This window comes from Paraburkholderia sp., assembly GCF_050742655.1.
Lineage (GTDB): Bacteria > Pseudomonadota > Gammaproteobacteria > Burkholderiales > Burkholderiaceae > Paraburkholderia.
Map to the genome: position 1 here is coordinate 80129 of NZ_JBOIGG010000017.1, position 21503 is coordinate 101631.

Below are 21503 nucleotides of genomic sequence, written 5' to 3' on the forward strand. Positions count from 1 at the left end.
AACAAGGTATCAAAACTCAGGCTAAGTGCGCGACGTGGTGTACGAGGAGAATTTCGGAAGGAATCGAAATTATTCCAAGGTCGCCGAAGCCATTCATGAACAATTGTTTCTCTCCTCGTCGAAATCCACTGGCGGGCACTCTTCAAAGATCACTTCCGGTTCATGAACGGCGCTAAAAACTCCGACGCGAGTTCGTTCGAAAACTCCTGCGCGTCGGTCAGACGCAGATCGGACATGTCCGACTGAAAATCGTACGGCTTCTGCCTGCGTTGTTTGTTCTGATGCGCAAGGACCTGTTGATCGATCGTCGATCTGAGATGCGTCATGTGATGCAGCATCTGGCTAATCACGTCCTGCATGCCGCCGATGACATTGCTCGCGTTGAACGACGGCGCAATCGACATGCTCGCCACCGCGCTCATGAAAGGTGCGGCCATCGCCGCACTCACGTCTTCTCCGCATCGATGCGCGACCATGCATGCAGCGAGAATCTCATTGAGATCGATCATTCGAAACTCCTATGACCAGGACAAAGGAAAGGTGACGCATATGCACGGATCGTCGATGCTGCGACACCACCGTTGACATGCAAGCGACTGACGCAGCCCGAACCCTATCCGCGATGGACTGGTCGACGCCTGCCACGCGATTCGAATGTTGCCGAGCGCGCCGCGTTCTGCTCCATCGGCGTCCGCCGCCACGGTATCCATCAGTCAAAAAAAGACCGCGGGCATCGCTGCCCGCGGTCTTCTCGATACCACCATCGGTCCAATCAATCAGTGCCGAATTTCGGCGAATGCGGGCCGTACAACAAACCGCTCGGTGGCCCCGCGGACAACAACCGCTGACTCGTTAGCCCGGCGACTGCAACACTGTCATCGGACAGCGTGTGCGCGATCTGTTTGGCCGCCACCTGCGCCAGCAGGCCGATCAATCCGAACGCGTTGACGTTGACGTTGCCGCCCAGTTCCTTGCCGGTTGCAGTGGCCAGGCCCTGCCAGAGCACGTCGCCCGTTCTCAGGTCGACGAGTTTTGCCGATGCGCTAACGACCGTCGTACTGTCGATCACCTTGTACACCGAACCGTACTGGGTCACCTTGGTGTAGAGCGCAGCGTCGGCACCGAAGATATCGCGTAGCTTCGCGGGCGCAACCGCCTGAATATCCGTCGCTGCAGTGAGGCCGTTAAATTTGAACGTCTCTTCCATCGGTGCAACGGGAATCACGTAGTAACCCGACTCGGCCAGCGGCTCTGTTACCTGCGACAGCAGACCGAAGGTCGCTTTCACGTCCGACGTTTCATTCACCGGCGGCAACACCAGAATGGAGCGCGGCTGGCTCTTCCTGAACGCGGTGTAATCGGGACGCTGAACGGGATGCGCACATGCGGCAAGCAGCGTCAGCACGGAGACTGCGGATAGAAGCTTCAATGACATGTGTTTGAACATGGCGGCCTCTTATTGTGATTTGGACTTCTTCAACAGGAAGTCCATATAGGTCGACGATTCCGGGAACGACTGCTTTTCAGCCTCGAATTCCTGCACAGATTGCTGATCCTTCCCGACACTCGCGTACAACATGCCGAGGTGCGCATGGAATCCCGGCGGCGGCCGGTTGCCCTTCGCACGGATCTGTTGCAGCGCTTTCTCGAGCGCGTCGATCTGTTCCTGCGGCCCCGTTTGCGCCTCGAAGTATTCGTAGACCTGCGGCTGGTAGCCATCCCATTGATACAGCAGCGGCGTCGAATTGTTTGCCGCGCAACCCGTCAATAAAATCCCCGTGGCGACGAGCGGCAGCCCGACGCCTTTCATTGAAATCCTGGTCTTCATATGATTTGCTTTTTAGCGGATGAATGGGCGTGTCCGATCGCTTTATTTGACTACCTTATCTGGCTACGCCAAGCGCGCCTGCGTCGACCTGCTGGACGAGATGATTGACGGCTTCCTGGATCGCGAGATCGAGCACCTTGCCGTTGAGCGTGGAGTCGTAGCTCGCGGTTCCACCGAAGCCGATGACTTCGCGGTTCGACAGTCTGTATTCACCCGCGCCCTGGGCCGACAGCACGACTTCGGAAGTCGTCGTGTTGACGATATTGAGGCTGACCTTCGCATACGCCACCTGCTGTTTCGCGCGCCCGAGAATGCCGAACAGTTCCTGGTCGCCTACTTCTTTACGCCCAAACTCGGTGACGTCCCCCGTCACGACGAAATTCGCGCCCTTCACGGCCTGGGCTTTTTTCAGAAACCCCGCTTCCTGTTTGATCTCTTCCAGATTGTCGCGATCGAGCACGTTGAAACGTCGGCTCTGCTGTAGGCTGGTGATCAGAATCGTCTTGGCCTGGCCGCCAAGGCGGTCGATGCCATCCGAAAAAATGCCGCGCATATAGCTCGAACGGTTATCGAACTTGCCGACTGCGATTTCAGTCGGCTTGCCCGTAAACGGTGTTTGCGCGCTGCTGATGACGGGCACGGGCAACGACTGCGACGATTCGGTCGCGCAACCGCTCAATGCAGCCGCAACCGCCGTCGCTACGATTAACGCGCGACGACTCTTCTGTGTTTTCAAATGGATCTCCTCGTTAAGTTGCAAAGAAAGCGATTGCGGGATCGCCGACGTCGATGGACACCGACGTCGGCGATCCCGCAGCCCGTCAAAAATTTGCCTCGTGGCATGAAGGCCGACCGCGATGTAGCCGATCGAAGCGCCTGTGGTTTTTTGCGAATGCAGCCTGTTTTACACGCGCCGCCAGGTGCTGTTGTGAACTTTTGTGCCGATCGAAAAGAGGGTGATACCCATAACGTACCGATCGTCCTGAACCTCGAGGGTCAAGGATTATCAAATGCCGATATCGCGCAATACGACGTGAATCGCATTGCGCGAAAAGCGATACGTTATGGATGTGACTTGATACGCGCCACGACGAAATCTACGTGGACGGCGGAGAGTACTTTTGGGAGAGTTGCTGGAACAGATAATCTGGCGAGAAATCGCAGAAAGACCTGTCGGATAAAACCGGGAATGACCGTCATCGAAGCCGGCCATTCCGGCTATCTTTTTTGTAGAGATCGACGCTTTTGAGGCGCCCCGGCGCGAGGAACATGATTATGCTCGCGCGCTTCTAGCTCGGCGGCGGTGAGCAGTATGGATTTATTCCAGTCGCGCCGGCTTACGCCAGACGCGCAGAAAAATTCACTCTGCTCAATGTGCCGCCGGGTCTTTTAATTGGTGCCGGCTGCAGGACTCGAACCCGCCACCTCATGATTACAAGTCAAGCGCTCTACCTGATGAGCTAAGCCGGCATGAGGCCGTGATTTTACTTCATTTCACGACCTTGAGGTGACCGCGTCCACTGCCCTTCGAACCGTCGTCGTCAGGACGCGGATCGTCGTTTTCATCCGCGGCCGCGGGCGCATCGTGACTGGCTTCCGCAACGTGCAGACCGCTGTCGCCAGGCGTCGCCGCGCTGTCTTCCAGTGGCTCGTCGGTACCGGAATCGGCTGCCTCGCCGCCCGCCGAATCGACGGGAAACGCCATGCCCTGACCGTTCTCACGCGCGTAGATCGCCAGCACGTTCGCGACCGGCACCTCGATCTTGTGCGACTTGCCTGAGAAACGCGCGCTGAACTCGATCCATTCATTGCCCATCTGCAACTGGCTCGTCGCCTCGAAGCTGATGTTCAGCACGATCTCGTTGTCGCGCACGAACTGCCGCGGCACACGGGTCTGGTTGTCGACCCGCACCGCGATGTGCGGCGTATAGCCGTTGTCCGTGCACCACTCGTACAACGCGCGAAGCAGATACGGCTTGGTGGAAATCTCTTGCATCAACGATCCTCTTCCCGGGCGGCGTATCACGCACCGTTGCGCGATACGCTGTCCTCAAAGCCGGCTCAGCGGCGCATCACCTTTTCCGACGGCGTCAGCGCTTCGATATAAGCCGGACGGCTGAAAATACGCTCGGCGTACTTCATCAGCGGCGCCGCGTTCTTCGACAGCTCTATACCGTAATGATCCAGACGCCACAGCAGCGGTGCGATCGCGACGTCGAGCATCGAGAACTCTTCGCCGAGCATGTACTTGTTCTTCAGGAAGATCGGCGCGAGCTGCGTCAGACGATCGCGAATGGCGACGCGCGCCTTCTCGTGATTCTTCTCGGCGGCCTTGCCCTTCTCGTTCTCGAGCGTGCCGACATGCACGAACAGCTCTTTCTCGAAGTTCAGCAGGAACAGCCGCGCGCGCGCGCGTTGCACCGGATCGGCGGGCATCAGCTGCGGATGCGGGAAGCGCTCGTCGATGTACTCGTTGATGATGTTCGATTCGTACAGAATCAGATCCCGTTCAACGAGAATCGGCACCTGACCATACGGATTCATCACCGCGATGTCTTCCGGTTTGTTGAACAGGTCGACGTCGCGAATCTCGAAGTCCATGCCCTTTTCGAACAGCACCAGCCGGCAACGCTGGGAGAACGGGCAAGTTGTGCCGGAATACAGAACCATCATAATTTGCGTTTCCTCAAAAAACTGAAAGGCCAGCGTGCGAAAAAACCGTCCTGCAGGTTTTTCCTGGCGCCGGCCCCACGCCCGTCAGAGCGTGACTATTTGATATCTTTCCAGTACGCGGCGTTCAATCGCCACGTCAAAAAGCACAGGACGCCGAGGAACAGAAGCACCCAGACGCCAAGCTGCTTCCGGGTTTTCTGTGTGGGTTCGGACATCCACGAGAGGTAAGCCACGAGGTCGGCCACAGACGAATCATAATCCACCGGCGAAAGTGTCCCCGCCGAGACCTGCTGGAAGCCCACGAACTTGTGGATCTTCTCGCCATTCTCCGGATCGACCGAATCCTCGAACTTCGCCGTGCGCTGCCCCTGCAGCTGCCACAGCACGTGAGGCATGCTCACGTTTTCGTACACCATGTTGTTCCAGCCGGTTGGCCGCGTATTGTCGCGATAGAAGCTGCGCAGATACGTGTACAGCCAGTCGCGATTGCGCGCCCGCGCTTCCACCGACAGATCGGGCGGCGTCGCACCGAAAAACGCCTTCGCGTCCTCGGGGCGCATCGCGACGGACATCGTATTGCCGACCTTGTCCGTCGTGAACAACAGGTTTGCCTCGATCTCCTTCTGCGAAATGCCGATGTCCGTCAACCGGCTATAGCGCATCAGGTTCGCACTGTGGCAATTCAGGCAATAGTTTACAAACAATTGCGCACCGTGCTGCAGGGAGACGAGATTTTCGAGGTTATCGGGAGCGCGGTCGAGGGGAAAATTTTCATCCGCATGAACCGGCGTACCGAGCAGCGCACAGGCGACCGCCAGCGAAGCGGCGCCGGCCCGTACGAGCGTCGACAGTAATTTTTTCATCTTCGTGTTCTCCTCGCTCGCTATTAATGGGGCTTGAACCGCACGCGCTCGGGCGGCTGCTTGAACTTGCCAAGCGGCGTCCAGAACGGCATGCCGAGGAAAAACGCGAAGTAGATCAACGCGCAGACCTGCGCGATCAACGTCCGGGTGGGCGACACGGGCTGCGTTCCGAGGAATCCCAGCGTCAGGAAAATCAGCACGAAGATTCCATAGAACACCTTGTGGAAGAACGGCCGGTAGCGGATCGACTTCACCGGCGACCGGTCGAGCCACGGCAGGAAGAACAGCGACACCACCGCGCCGCCCATCACGACCACGCCCCAGAACTTCGATTGGGTGAAGTACATCGCGAGGATCACCAGCACCGCAAGTACCGGCAAGCCGATCTTGAACTTGCCGCGCGCGCGCACCAGCGCGACCAGACCCAGCAACGCGATCACGATCATCAGCACGATCTTGAACGGGTCGGTGGTTGCACGCAGCATCGCGTAGAACGCGGTGAAGTACCACACTGGCGCGATTTCCGGCGGCGTCTGCAGCGGGTTCGCGGGGACGAAGTTGTTCGCCTCGAGGAAGTAGCCACCCATCTCCGGCGCGAAGAAGACGATCGCCGCGAAGATCAGCAGGAACACCGACACACCCATCAGATCGTGCACCGAGTAGTACGGATGGAACGGGATGCCGTCGAGCGGGATGCCGTTCGCGTCCTTCTTCGCCTTGATCTCGATCCCGTCCGGGTTGTTCGACCCGACCTCGTGCAGTGCCACCAGGTGGGCCACGACGAGACCGATCAGCACGAGCGGAATCGCGATCACGTGGAACGCGAAGAAGCGGTTCAGCGTGACGTCCGATACGACGTAGTCGCCGCGAATCCACAGCGACAGGTCCGGCCCGATGAACGGAATCGCCGAGAATAGGTTCACGATCACCTGCGCGCCCCAGAACGACATCTGCCCCCACGGCAGCAGGTAGCCGAAGAACGCCTCGGCCATCAGGCACAGGAAGATCGCGCAGCCGAAGATCCACACGAGCTCGCGCGGCTTGCGGTACGAGCCGTACAGCAGCCCGCGGAACATGTGCAGATACACGACGACGAAGAACATCGACGCGCCGGTGGAATGCAGGTAGCGGATCAGCCAGCCCCACGGCACTTCGCGCATGATGTACTCGACCGACGCGAACGCGAGCGTCGCATCGGGCTTGTAGTTCATCACGAGGAAGATGCCCGTGACGATCTGCAGCACGAGCACCATCAGCGCGAGCGAGCCGAAGAAGTACCAGAAGTTGAAGTTCTTCGGTGCGTAGTACTCGGAGACATGGGCCTTCCACGTCGACGTCAACGGAAAGCGCCGGTCGATCCATCCGACCAGCCCGGTTGTCTCCACCTCTTTTTCGATCGCCATTTACGCTTCTCCTTTCTCGTCCTTGCCGATCACGACCCGGGTGGCGGACGTGAACATATAGGGCGGGATATCCAGGTTCTGCGGCGCGGGTTTGTTCTTGAAGACGCGGCCGTCCAGATCGTAGGTCGAGCCGTGACAGGGGCACAGGAAGCCGCCTGGCCAGTCGTCGGGAAGATTGGGCTGTGGCCCCTCCTGGAAGCGCGGTGTCGGCGTGCAGCCCAGATGCGTACACACCGCGACAACGATAAGGATGTTCTTGTGTTCGACCCGCGAGCGGAATTCGTTGTTGCAGTACGCCGGCAACGGCATGGAAAACGGATGTTGAGTATAGGGATCGGCCAGTTCTTTATCGGCTTTCTGGACGTCGGCCAGCATCTCGTCGGTGCGATTCAGGATCCATACCGGCTTGCCGCGCCATGCGACGGTCAGCATGTCGCCGGGCTTCAAATCGCTGATATCGACTTCGACCGGTGCGCCGGCCGCCTTGGCTTTTTCAGATGGTGCAAACGAACTCACAAACGGTACGACAGTGGCAACACCTCCTACGCCACCTACTACGGTCGTCGCAATCAGCCAGGTACGGCGGCTGCCGTCGACGCGTTCACTTTCTTTGTCTCGCATCACATCGCCCCACTTCTGAGTTGGATTTTTCCGTCAAGTCGTTCTACCGCCGCTAGTTTGCTCGAATGGAGTCGGCATTTACAAGGGGCCATTGCCAAAAACCGTGCGAAGTCCTTGATATGTCAGGGTTTTCCCGCACGGATCGCAAACTTTTTGTCACCTCCTTTTAAGCGTTCTCTGGGTATTTCGATCCTTTTCTTCAAGTAATTCACACTGGATTGTCGATATCGATAAACAGGTGTTCGATATCGAATCGCTCCGAAATATGCGTACCGAGTGCCTGCACGCCGTAACGCTCGGTCGCATGATGCCCGGCTGCGATAAACGCGACGCCGCTTTCGGCGGACGCATGCGCGACCGGCTCGGACACTTCGCCGGTCAGGTAGACGTCCACGCCGGCTTCGATCGCGGCGTCGAAGTAGCCCTGTGCACCGCCGGTGCACCAGCCGATCCGGCGCAGTTCGCGGTCCGGGTCGCCGAATACGAGCGGCGTGCGGCCGAGCGTCTGCTCGATCTCGGCCGCGAAATGCGCGAGCGTGATGGGCATCGGCAACGTGCTGAGCCAGCCGAGCCGGTTGTCGCCGAAGCGGGCGTCGTCGGGAATCAGGTCGAGTCGCGCGCCGAGCTGCGCGTTGTTGCCGTACAGCGGGTGGTCGTCGAGCGGCAGATGAAACGCGAACAGATTGAGGTCGTTCGCGAGCAGCAGCTTCAGGCGCCGGTATTTGCGCCCGGTGATCTGCGGCGCCTCGTTGCGCCAGAAGTACCCGTGGTGGACCAGCACGGCGTCCGCGCCCCAGTCCAGCGCCGCTTCGAGAAACGCCAGCGAGGCGGTCACGCCGGTCGCGATCTTGCCGATCCGCCGACGCCCTTCCACCTGCAGCCCGTTCGGGCAGTAGTCCTTGAACCGCGCGGTTTCGAGCACGTTGTTCAAGTACAATTCCAGTTCGATCCGATCCATATAAACCTCTAATCTTTCAGATGCTTAGACGCTTTTGGCTGTTTTTCGCCCAAGCGGTGACCGTGCTGCTGGCGCTGATGTTCATCGTTGCGACCCTCAAACCGCAATGGCTGCAGCGCCAGGGGCAGTTCGGCAAACAGCTCGCCGAGCCGATCGTCGCGCTGCGGGAGGTGGCCCCAGGCATCGGTGGGGGCCCGGCGCAGGCGTCGTATGCGGATGCAGCCAACAAGGCGATGCCCGCGGTCGTCAACGTGTTCTCCAGCAAGGACGGATCGCTGCCGCCCGACCCACGGGCGAAGGATCCGCTGTTTCGCTATTTCTTCGGCGACAGGAACAACAACCGCAAGCAGCAGGAACAGCCCGCGGCCAACCTGGGCTCGGGTGTCATCGTGAGTTCGGAAGGTTACATTCTAACGAACCAGCACGTCGTCGACGGTGCAGACCAGATCGAAATCGCACTGTCCGACGGCCGCACCACCAACGCGAAGGTGATTGGCGTCGATCCGGAAACGGATCTGGCGGTGCTGAAGATCAACATGACGAACCTGCCCACCATCACGCTCGGCCGGATGGACCAGACCCGCGTCGGCGACGTCGTGCTCGCGATCGGCAATCCGTTCGGCGTTGGCCAGACGGTGACGATGGGCATCGTCAGCGCGCTCGGCCGCAATCACCTCGGCATCAACACGTTCGAGAACTTCATCCAGACCGACGCCGCGATCAACCCGGGCAACTCGGGCGGTGCGCTCGTCGACGTGAACGGCAACCTGCTCGGCATCAATACGGCAATTTACTCGCGCTCGGGCGGCTCGCTCGGCATCGGCTTCGCGATTCCCGTATCGACTGCGCGCAGTGTGCTCGAAAGCATCATCACGACCGGCTCGGTCACGCGCGGCTGGATCGGCGTCGAACCGCAGGATGTGACGCCGGAAATCGCCGAATCGTTCGGGCTCGAGCAGAAGTCGGGCGCGATCGTCGCAGGGGTGCTGAAGGGCGGCCCGGCGGACAAGGCCGGCATCAAGCCGGGCGACATCCTCGTGAGCGTGAACGGGCAGGACATCACCGACACCACGCGTCTGCTGAACGTGATCGCGCAGATCAAGCCCGGCACCGACGCGAAGGTGCACGTCGTGCGCAAGAACCGCGAACTCGATCTGAACGTGACGATCGGCAAGCGCCCGCCGCCGCCGAAGCAGGCCACCGACGACAACAACGGCGACGACAACAACGACAGCGACGGCGGTTGATTGGCGGCGTCGCTTGAGCGGCCGACGCTACGCGTGCATTGACCAATAAAAAGGGCAGCCACATCGGCTGCCCTTTTTCATTCAGTCCCTGCGCCACCCTCAACCCGCAGCGTTCTCCTCGTCAGCTGCCGGCGCCGGCTTGCCGACGAACAGCCGCGCGGCGATGATCCCAGCCTCGTACAGCACGATCAGCGGCACCGCGAGAATCAGCTGCGAGAAGACGTCCGGCGGCGTCACCACGGCGGACACGATGAACGCGCCGACGATCACGTACGGCCGGATCTCCTTCAGCTTCTTCACGGTCAGGATGCCCATGCGCACCAGCAGCACGACGACGATCGGCACTTCGAACGTCACGCCGAACGCGAGGAACATCGTCAGCACGAAGCTCAGGTAGTTGTCGATGTCGGTGGTCATTTCCGCACCGAGCGGCGCGTTGTAGTGCGCCATCACGCGGAAGATGGTCGGGAAAACGACGAAATACGCGAACGCCATCCCGCAGAGGAACAGCGTATAGCTGCTCGCGACGAGCGGCATGACCAGCTTCTTCTCGTGCTGGTACAGCCCTGGCGCGACGAACGCCCAGATCTGGTACAGCACGATCGGCAGCGCGATCACGAACGCGACGAGCATCGTCACCTTCATCGGCACGAAGAACGAGCCGGTGACGTCCGTGACGATCATCTTGCCGTCCTTCGGCAGGTTCATCATCAGCGGCCGCGCGAGCAGCCGGAAAATGTCCGGCGCCCAGTACACGAGCCCGATGAACACGACGATGACGGAAATGCCGGCGCGAATGATGCGGTCGCGCAATTCGACGAGATGCGAGATGAAGGTCTCTTCGTTGCCTTCGCTCTGGGTCTGCTGGGGGTCGCTCACGACGGCCCTCGGTAGGAAATGGGGGAGAGGGAGACGGCGGACACGCGGGACATCAGAGGAAGCGGGTCGGGCGGCGCAGGCTCGCCGGCGTATGCCGCGCGACACGCGCCGCCCCCGACTGCACGCGCGTTCGGCGTGTCGTGGCGCGCTTGTACCACGTCGGCATCGCCGCCTGCTTCACGCGCCAGTTCTTGCGCTTCGGCGCGGCCGAGTAGCTGCTGCGCCATGGCGTGCTGTCCGCCGCCACGCCGTCGCCGGCCTGCATCGCCGCGCCACCGACGACGCTCGACGACACCGACGTCCCGGCGTTCCACGCGTCGTTGATCTCGGATTCGTGCTTGCGCAGATTGTCGTGAACCGCCGTGCTGGCATTCTGCGCGGCCGATTCGAACTCGGTCTTCATGCGCCGCAGTTCGTCGAGTTCGATTTCGCGCGTGACTTCGGCCTTCACGTCGTTGATGTAGCGCTGCGCGCGCCCGAACAGCGCGCCGGCCGTCCGCGCGACGCGCGGCAACCGTTCGGGTCCGAGCACGACCAGTGCGACGACGCCGATCAGCGCCATCTTGGTTAGACCGAGATCCAGCATGAGTCGGAGGTTCCGTCAGTGCGCGTGCAACCGCGGCTTAGCGGGAATCGCCGGAATGCGGCGCCTTTTCCTTCGCGTCGACGTCGACGGTACCGGCACGCGGCAGTTCGCGCTGCGTGCCCGGCGCGTCGGCGCCCGCTTCGCTTTCCTTCATGCCTTCCTTGAAACCCTTCACCGCGCCACCCAGATCGCTGCCGATATTGCGCAGTTTCTTCGTGCCGAACACGAGTGCGACGATCACCAGGACGATCAACCAGTGCCAAATGCTAAACGAACCCATGAAAACTCTCCTTAACCCTGCTGTCGCGGGTCACCGCGACGGAAAAACTGTCTGCCCTGCGGCCGACGGCGCGCCATTATCGCGTGCGATCGGGTCGGCGGCATTACAGCGATGTAACGGGCGCAGCCTGCTACTCCCCGCCCGTCGCCACTAGCCCATCCGTTGCCACGGACGTGGGCCCGCGATCAGGTGCGCGTGCAGGTGATAGACCTCCTGCCCGCCGCCAGGGCCCGTATTGATCACCGTGCGGAAACCGGTCTCGCCGCCCGTGTACGCGACGCCCAGCTGCTTCGCGAGACGCGCAACCAGGATCATCATTTTACCAAGCAGCGGCGCGTCGCTTTCGGTGCAGTCCGACAGCGTGGCGATGTGCTTGCGTGGAATCACGAGCACATGGGTTTCAGCCGCCGGATGAATGTCGCGAAACGCGACGAACTCGTCGTCTTCGTGAATCCGGGTCGACGGAATGTCGCCCGCGGCGATCTTGCAAAAAAGGCAGTTCGGGTCGTGGCTCATGGTTTTCCTGATGCACGGCGCGCGGAGCGTCAGAGCAGCGCGCGCGAATTCTGCAGCGGCTTGCCGTCGTACAGGTACAGCCAGCCTTTGATGATACGGTACAACGTCCAGATTCCGACAGCCCAGAGGATCGGAATGCCGATCAGCAGCAGGAATAGCGCGACGCCGATCAGATAGCCGAGCAACGCCCACCAGAAGGTGCGGATCTGCCAGTCGAAATGCGCTTCGTATGGCGTGCCGATCACATCTGCCCGCTTCACGTAGTTGATGATGATCGCGATGATTCCCGACACGCCGCCGGTCAGGTAGTGCACCGCGTACAGCCCGTAGAGCACGTGCGTCAGCGTGCGCAGGCTGCGCTCGCGGTCGGATTCAGAAGCGTTCCTGTAAGACGGCGGCGGATACCCGCCCTGCGACTGTTCCATGCCTGCCTCCTCCTTCCGGTGCAATCTTTCGTGCGCGATTGGGTACGCGAACGCTGACCGCTGATCAATCGCCGTTCTGCTCGCGCTCGCGGCTCTTGCGCAGCGCCTTTTCCTCGATGCCCGATGTGCCTTCGCGACGCTCGAGTTCAGCGAGGACATCCGCGGGGCTGAGGTCGAAATGCGACAGCATCACGAGACAATGAAACCACAGATCCGCGACTTCGCTGACGAGCGCGGTCGGCGCGCCGCCCTGGCGCACGTCCTTTGCGGCGAGCACGACCTCGGTCGCCTCTTCGCCGATCTTCTTGAGTACCGCGTCATCGCCCTTGTGAAACAGGCGCGCAACGTACGAAGCATCGGGATCGCCGCCCTTGCGGCTGTCGATAATCGCCGCGAGGCGCAGCAGGGTATCGTTCGTCGATTGCGAGATTTGCGTCATTTGTAGATCTGTTCGGGGTCTTTCAATACCGGCTCGACGGCCGTCCAGTCGCCGTCGTCGACGGTGCCTTCGAATTTCTGGAAGAAGCAGGAGTGACGGCCCGTATGGCACGCGATGCCCGACACCTGCTCGACCTTCAGCAACACGACGTCCTCGTCGCAGTCGAGCCGCACTTCGTGGACGTGCTGTACGTGGCCCGACTCTTCGCCCTTGAACCACAGCCGCTGGCGCGAGCGCGAGAAATACACCGCGCGGCCAGTCTCGATGGTCTTCGCGAGCGCCTCGCGGTTCATCCACGCGAACATCAGCACGTCGTTCGTCGACGCTTCCTGCGCGATCACCGGCACGAGGCCGTTCGCGTCCCATCTCACCTTGTCGAGCCAGCTGCCCGGAGAATTCGCCACGTCACATCCTCACTGAAATGCCCTGACCGGCCATGAAACGCTTGGCCTCGCCGACGGTGTGCTCGCCGTAGTGGAAGATGCTCGCCGCGAGCACCGCATCGGCGTGGCCGTCCTTGATGCCGTCCGCGAGATGCTGCAGCGAACCGACGCCGCCCGACGCGATCACCGACACCGGTACCGCGTCCGATACCGCGCGCGTGAGCGCGAGGTCGAAGCCGCTCTTCGTGCCGTCGCGGTCCATGCTGGTGAGCAGGATTTCGCCCGCGCCGAGTTCGGCCATTTTGCGCGCCCATTCGACAGCGTCGAGGCCGGTTGCCTTGCGGCCGCCGTGCGTGAACACTTCCCAGCGCGGCGTTTCGTGATCGGCGGACACGCGCTTCGCGTCGATCGCGACGACGATGCACTGCGAGCCGTATTTGTCGGTCGCGTCGCGCACGAGCTGCGGATTCGCGACCGCCGACGAATTCATGCTGATCTTGTCCGCGCCCGCGTTCAACAGACGCCGCACGTCTTCGACCGCGCGCACGCCGCCGCCAACCGTCAGCGGAATGAACACCTGCGACGCGACGGCCTCGATGATCGGCAGGATCAGGTCGCGCTGGTCGGACGTTGCGGTGATGTCGAGAAAGGTGAGTTCGTCGGCGCCCTGGTCGTCGTAGCGGCGCGCGATTTCGACCGGGTCGCCCGCGTCGCGCAGTTCGACGAAGTTGACGCCCTTCACCACGCGGCCGGCCGTGACGTCGAGACAGGGGATGATGCGTTTAGCTAGAGCCATGATCTTGCCAATGCGTTGCGAATACCGCCGATGAAGAAGACGGGCAGATGTGGCACCGGGCCGCCGAAGCTGCACGACAGCCACACACGAAACGGAAGCGCTGCGGGAAGCAGCGCCGCCCGTCAGGCGTCGTCCGATTCGCGCAGGCGATCGGCGTGCGTCTGCGCGGCGGAGAAATCGAGATCGCCCGAATAGATCGCGCGTCCGCAGATCACGCCTTCGATGCCTTCGCCCTCGACCTCGCACAGCGATTCGATATCGGTCAGATTCGACAGTCCGCCGCTCGCGATCACCGGAATCTTCACCGCGCGCGCGAGGCGCACGGTCGCGTCGATGTTGATGCCCTGGAGCATGCCGTCGCGGCCGATGTCCGTGTAGATGATCGACTCGCAGCCGTAGTCCTCGAACTTGCGCGCGAGGTCGACCACCTCGTGGCCGGTCAGCTTGCTCCAGCCGTCGGTGGCAACCTTGCCGTCCTTCGCGTCGAGCCCGACGATGATGTGACCGCCGAACGCCGTGCACGCTTCCTGCAGAAAGCCCGGATTCTTCACCGCCGCAGTGCCGATGATGACGTACGACAGGCCGTCGTCCAGATAGCGCTCGATCGTGTCGAGATCGCGGATGCCACCGCCCAGCTGCACCGGAATCTCGTTGCCGACTTCCGCGATGATCGCGCGGATCGCCTCCTCGTTCTTCGGCTTGCCGGCGAACGCGCCGTTCAGGTCGACGAGGTGCAGCCGCCGCGCACCGCGCTCGACCCAGTGGCGGGCCATCGCCGCCGGCTCCTCGGAGAAAACTGTCGCCTGGTCCATATCACCTTGTTTGAGGCGTACACACTGACCGTCTTTCAGGTCGATGGCGGGGATCAGCAGCATAGCAATCGGATGGTGTCTGGGAAGAAATGGGAGATCGGCCGGCACGGCACGGCGGCGCGCCGTTCCGCTAGTTTAGTACATCTCTTTCGGCGCCCCCGGCCCGTACGGATAGCCGGCGGCGCGCAAGCGGCACCGCGGACGGCATCGCCCAGCAGGCGCGGCGCGTTCATGGGTTCCAGTGGACGAAGTTGCGGTACATCCGCAAGCCCGCGTCGGCGCTCTTTTCAGGGTGAAACTGGGTCGCAAAAATGTTATCCCGCGCCACGGCCGACGTAAAGGCCACGCCGTACACGGTCTCGCCGGACGTATGCGCGGCATCGGCCGGTACAACGTAATAGCTGTGCACAAAATAGAAGAAGCTGCCGTCCGCAACGCCGTCCCACAGCGGATGCGGCTGCGCCTGGCGCACGCGGTTCCAGCCCATCTGCGGCACCTTGAAGCGCGAGCCGTCGTCCTGCACCTGGCCTTCGAGTTCGAAGCGCACGACCTTGCCGGGCAGCAGCCCGAGGCCGCACGTATCGCCTTCGGCACTCCAGTCGAACAGCATCTGCTCGCCGACGCACACGCCCATCAGCGGCTTGCTGCGCGACGCTTCGACCACCGCTTCCTGCAGCCCCGATTCGCCGAGGCAGCGCATGCAGTCCGGCATCGCGCCCTGACCCGGCAGCACGACGCGGTCCGCCGAGCGGATCGCGTCCGGCTGGTCGACGATCGCCACGTCGGCCTCGGGCGCCGCCTTTCTGAGTGCCTGGGCGACCGAACGCAGGTTGCCCATTCCGTAATCCACAATCGCTATCGAAGTCTTCATCTCAAGTTAGGCAGCAACGCCTTCAATCCGTCGACGATGAACTCCACCGCCAGCGCCGACAACATCAAACCCATGAGCCGCGTCCCGATATTGATGCCCGTCTGCCCGACCCAGCGGGCGATCGGCTCGGCAAGCCGCAGCGAAAAAAAACAGATCGCCGCGAGCACCGCGCCGATCGCGACCAGACTGATCCGGTCGTACCAGTGCGCGGAGCCGGCGGCATACACGATGACCGTGCTGATCGCGCCCGGCCCCGTGAGCAGCGGAATGGCGAGCGGCACCACGGCGACGCTGTTCTTCTGCTCGGCCTCGTCGCGCTCTTCGGGCGTCGAGCGCGAATTGCCGATCTGCGCGTTCAGCATGTTGACCGCCATCAGCAGCATGATGATGCCGCCGCCGACTTCAAGCGAACCGACCGAAATGCCGAAGAAGCTGATGATCTGCTGTCCGAGCATCGTCGTGATGGCGATCACGCAGAACACCGAGATCGCCGCGACGCGGATGGTGCGCTTGCGCTCCGCTCCCGACTGCTGCGACGTGAGGCTCAAAAAGAACGGTATCGCGCCGACCGGATTGATCAGCGCGAGCAACGAAATAAACGACTTGGTGATGTCCATCGCACGCCGGACGCGCTGATGCGCAACCCGGTCCGCTTCGTCAGGGGTTCGGGCGGCCTACAGGCTGCCCTTGGTCGACGGAATCTGCCCCGCCGCGCGCTCGTCCAGCTCGACTGCCATCCGCAGTGCCCGGCCGAATGCCTTGAACACCGTTTCCATCTGGTGGTGGGCGTTCAGGCCGCGCAGGTTGTCGATGTGCAGTGTCACGCCCGCGTGATTGACGAAGCCGCGGAAAAATTCGATGGACAGGTCGACGTCGAACGTACCGATCCGCGCACGCGTGAACGGCACGTGGAATTCGAGCCCCGGACGCCCCGAGAAATCGATCACGACGCGCGACAGCGCTTCGTCGAGCGGCACGTACGCGTGGCCGTAGCGGCGGATGCCCTTACGGTCGCCGATCGCCTTCGCGACGGCTTGCCCCAGCGTGATGCCGACGTCTTCGACCGTGTGATGGTCGTCGATATGCAGGTCGCCATGCGCCTCGATGTCGAGATCGATCAGCCCGTGACGGGCGATCTGGTCGAGCATGTGATCGAGGAACGGCACGCCGGTCGCAAGCTTCTGCTGGCCGGTGCCGTCGAGGTCGATCTTGACACGGATCTGCGTTTCGCTGGTATTGCGAACGACTTCCGCAAGGCGCATGGTGAATCCTCGAATCGAACTTGAAAGTGGGTGACGCGAAATAGAGGGAATGCCGCGGCGTTGGCGCAGCGGCTCAGTGCAACACAAGTTTCAGCGCGGCGAGCATCTGTGCGTTCTGCTCGGGCGAACCCACGGTCAGACGCACACAATTCTCCAGCAATGGGTGCATTTTACTCACGTTTTTCACCAGAATTCGCGCAGTAAGCAGCGTTTCGAACGCCACCGACGCATCCGGCACCCGCACCAGCAGGAAATTGCCCGCGCTCGGGAACACTTCGACGCCCGGCAGCCGCGCGACCGCGTGCGCCAGTGTCGTGCGCTCGTCGCGCAGCTGCGCGGCCTGTGCGTCGAGTACGTCGACATGATCGAGCATGAAATCGGCGGTCGCCTGGGTCAGCACGTTCGTGTTGTACGGTGGCCGCACCTTGTCGAACTCGGTCAGCCACGCGGGCCGGCCGGCGAGATAGCCGAGGCGGATCCCGGCGAGGCCGAGCTTCGACACGGTGCGCATCACGACGACGTTGTCGAACTGGTCGGCACGCGGCATCCAGCTGTGCTGCGCGAACGGCTGGTACGCCTCGTCGATCACGACGAGGCTGCGCCCGGCGGCGGCGATGATGCGCTCCATGTCGGCCGGATCGAACAGCGTGCCGGTCGGGTTGTTCGGATACGCGAGGTAGACGACGGCCGGCGCATGCTCGGCGATCGCGGCGATCATCGCGTCGGTGTCGAGCGTGAAATCGGCGTTCAGCGGCACCCCGACGAATTCGAGATGCGCGAACTTCGCCGACAGCTGGTACATCACGAAGCCCGGCACCGGCGCGAGCACCTTCGCGCCCGGCTTCGCGCACGCAAGCGAAATGATGCTGATGATCTCGTCCGAGCCGTTGCCGAGCAGCACGTCGCACGCAGCCGGCACGTTCATCACCCGCTTGATCTTCGCGATCAGCGCTTCCGGCCGCGGCGCCGGATAGCGGTTCAGCGCGACCCCGGCCAGATGCTCGCCCAGTTGCGCGGCGAGCGCCGGTGGCAGCGTGAACGGATTTTCCATCGCGTCCAGCTTCACGAAGCCGGTCGCGTCCGGAACCGGATAGCTCGTCATCGCGAGCACGTCGCGGCGGATGATGTCTTGAGGTGTCGTCATGGCTTGAAGGAGCCGGTCACATCGCGCGCCGGCGCGGCACGGGCGGTGCGCGAAAAGACGCGGCCGCCCTCTGGTTGGTCAATGTTCTCGTTTTATACGTACTACGGCGTCACTTCCCGTCGCGCCTGTTTTGCGCGCCAGGTCAGCCTGTCTGCTTCACCCGCCCTGCTTCATCCGGTATTCCGCGCTGCGGGCATGCGCCGGCAGACCTTCGCCATACGCGAGTTCCGCGGCGATCTCGCCGAGCGTCTGCGCACCCTCGGCGCTGACCTCGATCACGCTCGAGCGCTTGAAGAAATCATAGACCCCCAGCGGCGACGAAAACCGTGCGGTACGCGACGTCGGCAACACATGGTTCGGACCCGCGCAGTAGTCGCCGAGGCTTTCGCTCGTATAACGACCGAGGAAGATCGCGCCCGCGTGGCGGATCAGCTGGCCCCACTGATGCGGCTCCAGCGCGGAAATCTCGAGATGCTCCGGCGCGATGTCGTTGGCGATCGCGCACGCTTCGGCCATGTCGCGCACCTTGATCAGCGCGCCGCGCCCTTCGAGCGATGCCTGGATCACGTCGCGTCGCGGCATCGACGGCAGCAGCTCGGCGATCGCGTCCTCGACCCGCGCGATGAACGCGCTGTCCGGGCACAGCAAGATGGACTGCGCGAGTTCGTCGTGTTCGGCCTGCGAGAACAGGTCCATCGCGACCCAGCGCGGATCGGTCGTGCCGTCGCACAGCACGAGGATTTCCGACGGCCCCGCGATCATGTCGATGCCGACCGTGCCGAACACGCGGCGCTTCGCCGACGCGACGTACGCATTGCCGGGGCCGCAGATCTTGTCGACGGCCGGAATGGTCTTCGTGCCGTACGCGAGCGCGCCGACCGCCTGCGCGCCGCCGATCGTGAACACCCGGTCGACGCCGCCGAGCAGCGCCGCCGCGAGCACGAGCGGATTCTTCACGCCGTCCGGCGTCGGCACGACCATCACGATCTCGCGCACGCCGGCGACGCGCGCCGGAATCGCGTTCATCAGCACCGACGACGGGTACGCCGCTTTGCCGCCCGGCACGTAGATGCCCGCGCGGTCGAGCGGCGTGACCTTCTGGCCGAGCACCGTGCCGTCGGCTTCGGTGTACTGCCAGCTATGGCTGCCGCACTCGATCTTCTGCTTCTCGTGATACCCGCGCACGCGCGCCGCCGCCGCTTCGAGCGCTGCGCGGCGCTTCGGCGCGAGCCCTTCGAGCGCCGCCTCGAGTTCGGCTTGCGGCAGTTCGAGCGCCGCGACGCTGCCGGCGTTCAGGCGGTCGAAACGATTCGTGTAGTCGAGCACCGCGGCGTCGCCGCGCGCCTTCACGTCGGCGAGAATCTGCGCGACGGAGCGTTCGATCGCTTCGTCTTCGCTCGCCTCGAACGCGAGCACCGCGTGCAGCGCCTGATGAAAATCGGCGGCACTGGAATCGAGTTTGCGAATCTTGATAGACATACGGGTATCCGTTTCGGTAAGCGCCGTCAGACTGTTGCGCCGTTCTGCCGCGACGCACGTTCAAACGCGTCGAGGAACGGTCGCAGCGCGGCGCGCTTCAGCTTCAGCGCTGCCTGATTCACGACGAGGCGCGACGAGATCTGCATGATCTCTTCCACCTCGACCAGGTTGTTCGCGCGCAGCGTGCCGCCCGAGCTGACCAGATCGACGATCGCATCGGCGAGGCCGACGAGCGGCGCGAGTTCCATCGATCCGTACAGCTTGATCAGGTCGACGTGCACGCCCTTCGACGCGAAGTGCTCGCGCGCGGTCTCGACGTACTTGGTCGCGACCCGCAGACGCGCGCCCTGGCGCACCGCGTTCGCGTAGTCGAAGCCCGCCTTCACCGCGACCGACATCCGGCAGCGCGCGATATCGAGATCGACCGGCTGATACAGACCGCCGCCGCCGTGTTCGAGCAGCACGTCCTTGCCCGCGACGCCGAAATCCGCCGCGCCGTACTCGACGTAGGTCGGCACGTCGGTCGCGCGCACGATGATCACGCGCAGGTTCGGATCGGTGGTGGGCAAGATCAGCTTGCGCGACGTCTCCGGGTCTTCGGCGACTTCGACGCCGGCCGCCGCGAGCAGCGGCAGCGTCTCTTCGAAGATACGCCCCTTCGACAGCGCGAGCGTAAGCGGTGCGCTCACGGCCGGCGACGAAGACGTCTGCGGCACCGTGTTCATGCAGCGCTCCCGGAGATTCGCCGCACCTGCGCGCCGAGCGCCGTGAGCTTCGATTCCATCCGGTCGTAGCCGCGATCGAGGTGATAGATGCGGTCGATCAGCGTCTCGCCTTCGGCGCACAGCCCGGCGATCACGAGGCTCGCCGACGCGCGCAGATCGGTGGCCATCACCTTCGCGCCCGACAGCTTGCCGACGCCGGTCACGAGCGCGGTCTTGCCGTCGATCGTGATGTTCGCGCCGAGCCGGTTCAGCTCCTGCACGTGCATGAAGCGGTTCTCGAAAATCGTCTCGACGACCTGCGCGGTGCCGTTCGCGACCGCGTTGAGCGCCATGAACTGCGCCTGCATGTCGGTCGGGAACGCCGGGTACTCGGACGTGCGCACGCTCACGCTCTGCGCGCGCGCGTTCATCCGCACGCGCATCCAGTCGTCGCCTTCCTCGATCGTCACGCCCGCTTCGCGCAGCTTGTCGATCACCGCTTCGAGGATCTGCGGACGCACGCGCCGCAGCGTGACGTCACCGCCCGCGGCCGCGACCGCGCACAGGAACGTGCCGGCCTCGATGCGATCCGGAATCACCGTGTGACGCGCACCATGCAGCTTGTCGACACCCTGGATCACGAGGCGATCGGTGCCGATGCCGTCGATCTTCGCGCCCATCTCGACGAGCAGGTTCGCGAGATCGCCGACTTCCGGCTCGCGCGCGGCGTTCTCGATCACCGTTTCGCCTTCGGCGAGCACGGCGGCCATCAGCAGGTTCTCGGTGCCCGTCACGGTGATCATGTCGGTGACGATCCGCGCGCCCTTCAGGCGCTTCGCGCGGGCCTCGATGAAGCCGTGCTCGATGTTGATCTCGGCGCCCATCGCCTGCAGACCCTTGATGTGCTGGTCGACCGGCCGCGCGCCGATCGCGCAGCCGCCGGGCAGCGACACCTTCGCCTCGCCGAAGCGCGCGACGAGCGGACCAAGCACGAGGATCGATGCGCGCATCGTCTTCACGAGTTCGTACGGCGCGACCAGGTTGTCGACCTTCGACGCGTCGAGCGCGACGCGGCCTGCGCCGCTTTCGGTGCGCACGCCCATCTGGCCGAGCAGCTTCAGGATCGTGCGCACGTCCTGCAGGTCGGGCACGTTTTCCAGATGCACCGGCTCCGCGCTCAGCAGACTGGCGCAAAGAATCGGCAGCGCGGCGTTTTTCGCGCCCGACACAGCGATCTCACCCTCGAGCCGCTGTCCCCCAACGATAACGAGTTTGTCCATGCCTGAGCTTTCCTGAGCGGTAGTTTCCGCGCCGTCCCGCGCGGCCTGTTGGTT

28 protein-coding genes and 1 tRNA gene are annotated in these 21503 nt (G+C 62.9%); 2 read left to right on the forward strand and 27 right to left on the reverse strand.

Features of this window, described 5'->3' with window-relative positions:
- Positions 1 to 149: 149 nt before the first annotated feature.
- The 4 genes from ACREXZ_RS22645 to ACREXZ_RS22660 all read right to left on the reverse strand — a co-directional run bounded on the left by ACREXZ_RS22645 (position 150) and on the right by ACREXZ_RS22660 (position 2564).
- Positions 150 to 509 (reverse strand): DUF6277 family protein, encoded by a 360-nt coding sequence (locus ACREXZ_RS22645; RefSeq protein ID WP_431766355.1) that lies wholly within the window; start codon positions 507 to 509, stop codon positions 150 to 152.
- 263 nt (positions 510 to 772) lie between these two features.
- Positions 773 to 1447, reverse strand: coding sequence for a DUF799 domain-containing protein (locus ACREXZ_RS22650; protein WP_431766356.1), 675 nt, complete (start codon positions 1445 to 1447; stop codon positions 773 to 775).
- 9 nt (positions 1448 to 1456) lie between these two features.
- Complete coding sequence (locus tag ACREXZ_RS22655; protein WP_431766357.1) at positions 1457 to 1828, reverse strand: DUF4810 domain-containing protein; 372 nt, start codon at positions 1826 to 1828, stop codon at positions 1457 to 1459.
- 55 nt (positions 1829 to 1883) lie between these two features.
- A complete protein-coding gene (locus ACREXZ_RS22660; RefSeq protein ID WP_431766358.1) occupies positions 1884 to 2564 on the reverse strand; it encodes a CsgG/HfaB family protein in 681 nt (226 codons plus the stop codon).
- Here ACREXZ_RS22660 and ACREXZ_RS22665 point away from each other — a divergent pair, their 5' ends adjacent.
- Positions 2565 to 3077, forward strand: a complete 513-nt coding sequence (locus tag ACREXZ_RS22665) for a hypothetical protein (protein WP_431766359.1) — start codon at positions 2565 to 2567, stop codon at positions 3075 to 3077. It begins immediately after the preceding gene.
- Positions 3078 to 3222: 145 nt separating this feature from the next.
- Here ACREXZ_RS22665 and ACREXZ_RS22670 read toward each other — a convergent pair.
- The 7 genes from ACREXZ_RS22670 to ACREXZ_RS22700 all read right to left on the reverse strand — a co-directional run bounded on the left by ACREXZ_RS22670 (position 3223) and on the right by ACREXZ_RS22700 (position 8346).
- Positions 3223 to 3298: transfer RNA gene (locus tag ACREXZ_RS22670), tRNA-Thr, on the reverse strand.
- Positions 3299 to 3317: 19 nt separating this feature from the next.
- Complete coding sequence (locus tag ACREXZ_RS22675; RefSeq protein ID WP_431766360.1) at positions 3318 to 3824, reverse strand: ClpXP protease specificity-enhancing factor; 507 nt, start codon at positions 3822 to 3824, stop codon at positions 3318 to 3320.
- A gap of 65 nt (positions 3825 to 3889) precedes the next feature.
- Positions 3890 to 4501: a glutathione S-transferase N-terminal domain-containing protein gene (locus ACREXZ_RS22680; RefSeq protein ID WP_133651099.1), complete on the reverse strand. Its 612-nt coding sequence runs from the start codon at positions 4499 to 4501 to the stop codon at positions 3890 to 3892.
- 95 nt (positions 4502 to 4596) lie between these two features.
- A complete protein-coding gene (locus ACREXZ_RS22685; RefSeq protein WP_431766361.1) occupies positions 4597 to 5364 on the reverse strand; it encodes a cytochrome c1 in 768 nt (255 codons plus the stop codon).
- Between the two features lie 23 nt (positions 5365 to 5387).
- Complete coding sequence (locus ACREXZ_RS22690) at positions 5388 to 6767, reverse strand: cytochrome b (RefSeq protein WP_431766362.1); 1380 nt, start codon at positions 6765 to 6767, stop codon at positions 5388 to 5390.
- On the reverse strand, positions 6768 to 7388 hold the full coding sequence (gene petA / locus ACREXZ_RS22695; RefSeq protein ID WP_431766363.1) for a ubiquinol-cytochrome c reductase iron-sulfur subunit: 621 nt from the start codon (positions 7386 to 7388) through the stop codon (positions 6768 to 6770).
- Between the two features lie 208 nt (positions 7389 to 7596).
- Positions 7597 to 8346 (reverse strand): Nif3-like dinuclear metal center hexameric protein, encoded by a 750-nt coding sequence (locus tag ACREXZ_RS22700; protein ID WP_431766364.1) that lies wholly within the window; start codon positions 8344 to 8346, stop codon positions 7597 to 7599.
- Positions 8347 to 8366: 20 nt separating this feature from the next.
- Here ACREXZ_RS22700 and ACREXZ_RS22705 point away from each other — a divergent pair, with 20 nt between their 5' ends.
- Entirely contained in the window at positions 8367 to 9593 is a 1227-nt protein-coding gene (locus tag ACREXZ_RS22705; RefSeq protein WP_431766365.1) for a Do family serine endopeptidase, read from the forward strand.
- 99 nt (positions 9594 to 9692) lie between these two features.
- Here ACREXZ_RS22705 and tatC read toward each other — a convergent pair whose 3' ends face one another.
- From tatC to murA, 16 genes are all read right to left on the reverse strand, one after another.
- Positions 9693 to 10472, reverse strand: a complete 780-nt coding sequence (tatC, locus tag ACREXZ_RS22710; RefSeq protein WP_431766366.1) for a twin-arginine translocase subunit TatC — start codon at positions 10470 to 10472, stop codon at positions 9693 to 9695.
- A gap of 52 nt (positions 10473 to 10524) precedes the next feature.
- Positions 10525 to 11058 (reverse strand): Sec-independent protein translocase protein TatB, encoded by a 534-nt coding sequence (tatB, locus tag ACREXZ_RS22715; RefSeq protein ID WP_431766367.1) that lies wholly within the window; start codon positions 11056 to 11058, stop codon positions 10525 to 10527.
- Between the two features lie 37 nt (positions 11059 to 11095).
- Positions 11096 to 11338, reverse strand: coding sequence for a Sec-independent protein translocase subunit TatA (tatA, locus tag ACREXZ_RS22720; RefSeq protein ID WP_431766368.1), 243 nt, complete (start codon positions 11336 to 11338; stop codon positions 11096 to 11098).
- A gap of 150 nt (positions 11339 to 11488) precedes the next feature.
- Complete coding sequence (locus tag ACREXZ_RS22725) at positions 11489 to 11854, reverse strand: histidine triad nucleotide-binding protein (protein ID WP_431766369.1); 366 nt, start codon at positions 11852 to 11854, stop codon at positions 11489 to 11491.
- A 29-nt stretch (positions 11855 to 11883) separates the two neighbouring features.
- A complete protein-coding gene (locus ACREXZ_RS22730; RefSeq protein ID WP_431766370.1) occupies positions 11884 to 12279 on the reverse strand; it encodes a DUF4870 family protein in 396 nt (131 codons plus the stop codon).
- 64 nt (positions 12280 to 12343) lie between these two features.
- Positions 12344 to 12709, reverse strand: a complete 366-nt coding sequence (locus tag ACREXZ_RS22735) for a phosphoribosyl-ATP diphosphatase (RefSeq protein ID WP_431766446.1) — start codon at positions 12707 to 12709, stop codon at positions 12344 to 12346.
- Between the two features lie 5 nt (positions 12710 to 12714).
- Positions 12715 to 13122 (reverse strand): phosphoribosyl-AMP cyclohydrolase, encoded by a 408-nt coding sequence (gene hisI / locus ACREXZ_RS22740; RefSeq protein WP_431766371.1) that lies wholly within the window; start codon positions 13120 to 13122, stop codon positions 12715 to 12717.
- A 1-nt stretch (position 13123) separates the two neighbouring features.
- The gene (gene hisF, locus ACREXZ_RS22745; protein ID WP_431766372.1) at positions 13124 to 13897 is read right to left on the reverse strand and encodes an imidazole glycerol phosphate synthase subunit HisF; all 774 of its coding nucleotides are present in this window, start codon (positions 13895 to 13897) and stop codon (positions 13124 to 13126) included.
- A gap of 122 nt (positions 13898 to 14019) precedes the next feature.
- Positions 14020 to 14772, reverse strand: coding sequence for a 1-(5-phosphoribosyl)-5-[(5-phosphoribosylamino)methylideneamino]imidazole-4-carboxamide isomerase (gene hisA, locus ACREXZ_RS22750; protein WP_431766373.1), 753 nt, complete (start codon positions 14770 to 14772; stop codon positions 14020 to 14022).
- Positions 14773 to 14938: 166 nt separating this feature from the next.
- Positions 14939 to 15580: an imidazole glycerol phosphate synthase subunit HisH gene (gene hisH, locus ACREXZ_RS22755; protein WP_431766374.1), complete on the reverse strand. Its 642-nt coding sequence runs from the start codon at positions 15578 to 15580 to the stop codon at positions 14939 to 14941.
- A complete protein-coding gene (locus tag ACREXZ_RS22760) occupies positions 15577 to 16197 on the reverse strand; it encodes a MarC family protein (RefSeq protein WP_431766375.1) in 621 nt (206 codons plus the stop codon). Before ACREXZ_RS22760 ends, hisH begins: the two co-directional genes overlap by 4 nt.
- A 57-nt stretch (positions 16198 to 16254) precedes the next feature.
- Positions 16255 to 16842: an imidazoleglycerol-phosphate dehydratase HisB gene (gene hisB / locus ACREXZ_RS22765; RefSeq protein WP_431766376.1), complete on the reverse strand. Its 588-nt coding sequence runs from the start codon at positions 16840 to 16842 to the stop codon at positions 16255 to 16257.
- Between the two features lie 73 nt (positions 16843 to 16915).
- Entirely contained in the window at positions 16916 to 17986 is a 1071-nt protein-coding gene (gene hisC / locus ACREXZ_RS22770; protein WP_431766377.1) for a histidinol-phosphate transaminase, read from the reverse strand.
- Between the two features lie 156 nt (positions 17987 to 18142).
- Complete coding sequence (hisD, locus tag ACREXZ_RS22775; protein WP_431766378.1) at positions 18143 to 19465, reverse strand: histidinol dehydrogenase; 1323 nt, start codon at positions 19463 to 19465, stop codon at positions 18143 to 18145.
- Positions 19466 to 19491: 26 nt separating this feature from the next.
- On the reverse strand, positions 19492 to 20190 hold the full coding sequence (gene hisG / locus ACREXZ_RS22780) for an ATP phosphoribosyltransferase (protein WP_431766379.1): 699 nt from the start codon (positions 20188 to 20190) through the stop codon (positions 19492 to 19494).
- A complete protein-coding gene (murA, locus tag ACREXZ_RS22785) occupies positions 20187 to 21449 on the reverse strand; it encodes a UDP-N-acetylglucosamine 1-carboxyvinyltransferase (protein WP_431766380.1) in 1263 nt (420 codons plus the stop codon). Before murA ends, hisG begins: the two co-directional genes overlap by 4 nt.
- Positions 21450 to 21503 lie beyond the last annotated feature (54 nt).